This window comes from Limnohabitans sp. (assembly GCF_044361985.1).
Classification (GTDB): Bacteria; Pseudomonadota; Gammaproteobacteria; order Burkholderiales; family Burkholderiaceae_C; genus Limnohabitans_A.
In genome coordinates this window covers 1-6,233 of the sequence record NZ_JBIKHV010000115.1, presented here as the reverse complement: position 1 = coordinate 6,233, position 6,233 = coordinate 1, and the positions used below count along the sequence as shown (strand labels likewise).

The 6,233-nt window shown below is 61.7% G+C and carries 5 protein-coding genes and 1 pseudogene; 4 read left to right on the top strand and 2 right to left on the bottom strand.

What is annotated here, in order from left to right:
* Positions 1-185: 185 nt before the first annotated feature.
* Complete coding sequence (locus tag ACIQ3A_RS13255; protein WP_396432200.1) at positions 186-962, bottom strand: ferredoxin--NADP reductase; 777 nt, start codon at positions 960-962, stop codon at positions 186-188.
* Between the two features lie 202 nt (positions 963-1,164).
* On the opposite strand from ACIQ3A_RS13255, the gene ACIQ3A_RS13250 reads away from it, so the two are divergent.
* From ACIQ3A_RS13250 to ACIQ3A_RS13240, 3 genes are read left to right on the top strand one after another with little or no spacing between them, the layout of a single operon-like run.
* The gene (locus ACIQ3A_RS13250) at positions 1,165-1,440 is read left to right on the top strand and encodes an oxidative damage protection protein (protein WP_396432199.1); all 276 of its coding nucleotides are present in this window, start codon (positions 1,165-1,167) and stop codon (positions 1,438-1,440) included.
* Positions 1,441-1,455: 15 nt separating this feature from the next.
* Positions 1,456-2,697, top strand: coding sequence for an FAD-dependent 5-carboxymethylaminomethyl-2-thiouridine(34) oxidoreductase MnmC (mnmC, locus tag ACIQ3A_RS13245; RefSeq protein WP_396432198.1), 1,242 nt, complete (start codon positions 1,456-1,458; stop codon positions 2,695-2,697).
* A 55-nt stretch (positions 2,698-2,752) separates the two neighbouring features.
* Positions 2,753-4,357 carry an FMN-binding glutamate synthase family protein gene (locus tag ACIQ3A_RS13240; protein ID WP_396432197.1) on the top strand — a complete coding sequence of 535 codons (1,605 nt, stop codon included), beginning with the start codon at positions 2,753-2,755 and terminating at the stop codon, positions 4,355-4,357.
* A gap of 36 nt (positions 4,358-4,393) precedes the next feature.
* Here the strand turns inward: ACIQ3A_RS13240 and ACIQ3A_RS13235 are convergent, their stop codons facing one another.
* Positions 4,394-5,593, bottom strand: coding sequence for an ABC transporter substrate-binding protein (locus ACIQ3A_RS13235; protein ID WP_396432196.1), 1,200 nt, complete (start codon positions 5,591-5,593; stop codon positions 4,394-4,396).
* A 305-nt stretch (positions 5,594-5,898) separates the two neighbouring features.
* Here ACIQ3A_RS13235 and ACIQ3A_RS13230 point away from each other — a divergent pair.
* A pseudogene (locus tag ACIQ3A_RS13230) lies at positions 5,899-6,233 on the top strand (nitrite reductase); the annotation flags it as partial.

Here is a 6,233-nt window from a genome sequence, read left to right as displayed (position 1 = left end):
GCGGTCAGCAGCATCCAGCGCTGGAGGGTGATCGACGAAAACTTCATGGGCTGTCTTTGGGCAGGGTGCCTGTGAAAAGGGTGACGGGCAAAGGGTGCAACATGCGGGGTTTCAAAAGCAACGGGGGCATTGTGCCCCCGTGTTCGCGCCGACTCGGTGGGGCGGCTGACAAAGCCCCTGCCAAGTCAGGAATCGGCAAAAGCCCGTTCAATGACGAAGGCCCCCGGCGTGCTGGTGTTGCCTTCTTTCAGACCCCGTGCTTCGCAGATGTGCTTGAGGTCGCGCAGCATGGCCGAGCTGCCGCAGATCATCACCCGATCTTGCTCGGGGTTCAGGGGGGGCAGGCCCAAGTCGGCAAACAGTTTGCCGCTGTCCATCAAGTCCGTCACGCGACCCTGATTTTTATAGGGCTCGCGGGTCACGGTGGGGTAGTACAGCAGTTGCCTTGACACCATCTCGCCTAAAAACTCATGGGCTGGCAGTTCTTGCGTGATGTAGTCGTGATAAGCCAGTTCATTGACCTGGCGCACACCGTGCACCAGGATCACTTTTTCAAAGCGCTCGTACGTTTCAGGATCGCGAATGATGCTCATAAAGGGCGCCAGCCCCGTGCCAGTGGACAGCAGATACAGGTTTTTGCCCGGCAACAAGTAATCGATCAACAAGGTGCCCGTGGGCTTGCGGCCCACCACAATGGTGTCGCCCACCTGGATGTGTTGAAGTTTGGAGGTCAATGGGCCGTCGGGCACCTTGATGCTCAGGAACTCCAGGTGCTCTTCGTAATTGGCACTGGCAATGGAATAGGCGCGCAGCAAGGGCTTGCCGCCCTCCTGATGCAAACCGATCATGGTGAAATGACCGTTGGAAAAGCGAAGGGCCTGGTCACGGGTGGTGGTGAAACTGAACAGACGGTCGGTCCAGTGGTAAACGCTCAAAACGCGTTCTTCGAGAAAAGCACTCATGGTGATCCAACAGGTGGGATGGGGTTCAGACCCCAGGCCGGAAAAGGAAAGCAGAAGCTTGCTACAGTCGTGGTTTTGAAAAAACCAGCTGAAAGTCGCTATTGGCAACTCAGCGGTATTGTCCAGTGACTTGCTCGTTGCTGGAAATACAAAGATTTTATATCTCTATAACCCATCGCTCTGAAGAGACTCAAGGACCCCCATGGCACGCACCGTTCAATGCATCAAACTCGGCAAAGAAGCAGAGGGTCTTGATTTTCCGCCCTACCCCGGCGATCTGGGCAAGCGCATCTGGGAAGGCGTCAGCAAGCAAGCCTGGGCCGACTGGCTCAAGCACCAGACCATGCTGGTCAATGAAAACCGCCTGAACCTGGCCGATCTGCGCGCCCGCCAATACCTGGCCCGCCAGATGGAAAACCACTTTTTTGGCGATGGCGCTGACGCCGCCCAAGGTTACGTGCCACCTCCCGCCAGCTGAACCCGCCAACTGAGTTTGGCCTCCCCCTTATTGCACCCCGGCTTCTGCCACACCGGCATTGAACCTCGCCAGGCACTGGTGATCGGTGCCGGCCTGTCGGGTTCGGCCGTGGCGCACAGCCTGGCCTCGCGGGGCTGGGCCGTCACGGTGATTGACCAAGCTCAAGGAGTGGGTGCTGGCGCTTCGGGCCTGCCTGCGGGTTTGGCCGCGCCCCATGTTTCGCCCGACGACAACGTGCTCTCACGCATCACGCGTGCGGGCGTTCGGGCCACGTTGCAACGCGCCGAGGCCCTCTTGCGAAGCGGCACCGACTGGGCCCTGACAGGGGTTTTGGAGCACAACCTAGCGGGCAAACGCAGGCTGCCCAAAGCCGATCCTGGCGCTGGCAACAGCAACAGCACCAATACCGACACCAACACCGGTGCTGACCATCCACACGACATGAGCACCCTGGCCAGCGCAGCGCAAATCGCCGCTTCAGGCCTGCCCCCCGAAACGCCGGCACTGTGGCATGGCCAGGCGGGCTGGATCCGGCCCGGGCAACTGGTGGCGGCGCAGCTGCAAACGCCAGGCGTTGAGGTACTTTGGGGGCAAGCGGTGCACGCCATTGAACGGCGCGGCGAGATTTGGACCGCAAGCAATGCCCAAGGCCAGACATTGGGCCAGGCGCCCTTGCTGGTGGTGGCCAGCGCCTTTGACAGCCTGGCTTTGCTCAACCCCTTGCCGGGGATGACCGTACCGCTGAAACCTTTGCGTGGCCAGATCAGTTTTGGGCGCATGAGCGCGCTGAGCGGGCCCCAGCGCCAGCTGCTGCCCCCCTTTCCAGTCAACGGCCACGGCAGCTTCATCAGCGGCGTGCCCGCGCCAGACGGGCAACCCGGCTGGTTCATCGGCTCGACCTTTGAGCGCGACTGCACCCAAGCCCCCGTGCGGGTGCAAGACCATGCGGCCAACCAACTGCGGCTGGCCACTTTGCTGCCTGATTTGGGAGCGGCCATGCACGACCAGTTTTCCCCTGAACACGTGCAGGGCTGGGCAGGCTTGCGCTGTACCCTGCCCGACCGCCTGCCCGCGGTTGGCCCCATCGACAGCCAGCGCCTGCCCGGGCTGTGGCTGTGTGCCGGCATGGGCGCGCGCGGCATCAGCCTGGCCGTGCTGTGCGGCGAGCTTGCTGCCGCCTGGCTCAACAACGAGCCCCTGCCCTTGCCCCCCGCATTGGTCAAGCATTTGTCGGCAGAACGCTTCGTTCAAACATAAATTCCACAAAATCGCCAATACCGCCTAGGATGAGCCTTTTTTGAAGGGGCAGTTCATGGCTCGTCAATCCTTGTCTCGCTACCTGCCCTGGTTGGTCACAGCGCCAGCGGCCATCCTGGCCTGGCCTTTTTCTGCCTGGGCCAGCGCGGGCTTCGGGGTGTTGTTTGTGCTGGGCTGGGTGGACTTCCAGCAGGCCAAACAAGCGGTGCGCCGCAACTACCCGCTGACGGGCCGTCTGCGTTATGCGCTGGAATACATCCGGCCCGAACTTCGGCAGTACTTTTTGGAAGACGACGAGCAAAAGCTGCCTTTTTCGCGCAACCAGCGCGCCATGGTCTATGCGCGCTCTAAGGTACAAAACGACAAGCGTGGCTTTGGCAGCATCAAGGACATGTACAGCGCCGGCACGGAATGGATTGCCCACTCCTTGCAACCCGTGCAGCCAGACCCGGCCTTGTTTCGCATTCGCGTCGGGGGCTCGCAATGCCAGCAAGCTTATGAGCTGTCACGGCTCAACATCTCGGGCATGAGCTTTGGGGCCTTGTCGCCCAACGCGGTGAAGGCCTTGAACAAAGGCGCGGCTTTGGGGGGATTTGCGCACGACACGGGCGAAGGCAGCATCTCGGCCCACCACCGGGAGCACGGGGGCGACCTGATCTGGCAAATCGCCTCGGGTAATTTTGGCTGTCGCACCTCGGATGGGCACTTCGACCCCGAGCGCTTTGCGCTGCAAGCGCAGTCGCCCCAGGTCAAGATGATCGAAGTGAAGCTGTCTCAGGGCGCCAAGCCTGGCCACGGCGGGGTGCTGCCCAAAGCCAAGGTCAGCCTTGAAATTGCCGAGGCACGGGGTGTGCCCATGGGCCAGGACTGCGTTTCTCCGGCCAGGCACTCGGCTTTCACCACCCCGTTGGAATTGTTGAGCTTTGTGGCACAACTGCGCCAGCTGTCCGGGGGCAAACCGGTGGGCATCAAGTTGTGTGTGGGCCAGCCGGCCGAATGGTTCTCGCTGGTCAAAGCCATGGTGCAGACAGGCCAGACCCCCGACTTTGTGGTGGTGGACGGTGCCGAAGGCGGCACCGGGGCTGCGCCCATCGAGTTTGCCGACCATGTGGGCATGCCTTTGCGCGATGGCCTGCGGCTGGTGCACAACAGCCTGGTGGGGGCAGGCCTGCGCGAGCGCATCAAGATCGGCGCTTCGGGCAAGGTGATTTCGGCCTTTGACATCGCCCGTTGCCTGGCTCTGGGCGCTGACTGGTGCAACTCAGCCCGAGGCTTCATGTTTGCACTGGGCTGCATCCAGTCACGCAGTTGCCACACCGACCATTGCCCCACGGGCGTGGCCACACAAGACCCGGTGCGCCAACGCGCCATTGTGGTCACCGACAAGGCCGAGCGGGTGTATTACTTTCATGCCAACACGATGCACGCCTTGGCCGACTTGCTGGGCGCTGCAGGCCTGCAAAGCCCGGATGACATGAGCCCCCAGCACCTGATGGTGCGCAACGCCCAAGGCCATGCCTGCACACTGGCCAGCACGCTGGACACGCTGGCGCCAGGCCAGTTGCTGCAAGACCCGGCAGGCCAGGCCCGCTTGCCCAGCCCCTTTGCAGAGTTCTGGCACGCCAGCGATGCTGCCCACTGGGGTGTGGCCGGGGCTTGACGACCCGCCTGATCGCAGATCAGGCCAGCGGTCCGCTCACTTCATGGCTTCGGCGGGGCGGCGCGATTTCACATACGCGTCGGTCGGCTGGTAAGCCTTGCCGTCGGCGTAGCGCCACTGCACCATGGTGCCTTTGCCACCGCGCAGGTCCAGCTTGCCCACGTAGGCGCCCATGGTGGACTGCTGGTCAAGGGCACGAAATTCTGCAGGCCCGAAGGGCGTGCTGAACTTCAGCCCCCGCATGGCGATGACCAGCTTTTCGTTGTCGGTCGAGTTGGCCTTTTTAATGGCCGCAAATATGGCTTGCATGGTGGCGTAGCCCACCACCGAGCCCAATTTGGGGTTCTCGTTGAACTTCTTGTAATAGTTGGCGGCAAAGCTGGCGTGATCTTTGTTGTCGAGCTGGTCCCAGGGGTAGCCGGTCACGATCCAGCCCTTGGGGGTTTCGTCTTTCAGCACTTCCAGGTATTCGGGCTCGCCCGACAGCATCGAGACCACCGGCGTCTTGGGAAACACGTTGCGCTGGTTGCCCTCGCGCACCAGCTTGGCCAGGTCGGCGCCAAAGGTCACGTTGAAGATGGCATCGGGCTTGTTGGCCATGGTCGCGGTCAGCGTGCTGCCCGCATCAATCTTGCCCTGGGCGGGCCACTGCTCACTGACAAACTCCACATCGGGGCGCTTGGCCTTGAGCAACTCCTTGAAACTGGCCACGGCGCTTTGGCCATATTCATAGTTGGGTGCGATCGTGGCCCAACGCTTGGCGGGCATCTTGGCCGCTTCTTCCACCAGCATGGCCGATTGCATGTAGGTGCTGGCTCGCAGGCGAAAGGTGTAGCGGTTGCCCTTTTCCCAAACAATCGCATCGGTCAGCGGTTCGCTGGCCACAAACAGCCGCTTGCTCTTGGCGGCATGGTCAGCCAGGGCCAGGCCCACGTTGGACAAAAAGCCCCCAGCCAGCACATCCACTTTTTCTTTCGACGACAGCTCGATCGCATGGCGCAAGGCCTCTTCGGGCTTGCCCGCGTCGTCTCGGGCGATCACTTCCACCTTGCGGCCCAGCAGCCCGCCCTGGGCGTTGACCTCTTCCACCGCCAGCTGCCAGCCTTGCTTGTAGGGCTGGGTGAATTGGGGAATGGCCGAATAGCTGTTGATTTCACCAATCTTGATGGGCGTCTGGGCGAAAACAGAAGCTGTGGTGGCTGCAGCCAGCAGGCCAGCGGCGATCAGGCGGTTCATGAGTGGCTCCAGGGGGTGTGGTCAGGGCCGTTGACTTTAACAGCGCCTAAAAAACCTAAAGCTTGCGGGACATCCACCTCCCCCAGGCACCCAACAGCTTGCCGTGCCCGTCTTACCCGGCTTACCCAGCTTGCCCGGCTTAGCCGGCTTATAAGCCCGAAGAATATAAGCACAACTAAAAAATCGTTTGTTTAAGCATAAGCAGCCCTTAAAGTCACGCCCATCCCCCAGCGCGTGTCCGCTGCCTGATGACCGTCTTGTTGGCCCAGGCGGGCCCCCCACCGGTTTTGATCTGAGTTTTCACCATGTACCACTACACCGAATTTGACAAACAATTTGTGCGCGCCCGTGCCGCGCAGCACCGCGATCAACTCGAGCGCTTTCAGGTGGGCCAGTTGACGGGCGACGAGTTCAAGCCCTTGCGCCTGCAAAACGGCTGGTACGTGCAGCGCTACGCCCCCATGCTGCGGGTGGCCGTGCCTTATGGCGAGATCACGGCGCCCCAGTTGCAGGTGCTGGCCCAAATTGCCCGCGAATACGACACGCCCGACGCTGCGTTGTTGGCCGAAGCCCAAGCCACGCAAGACAAAATTCCAGGCTTGGCGCCCAAGCTGACCACCCATTACGGCCACTTCACCAC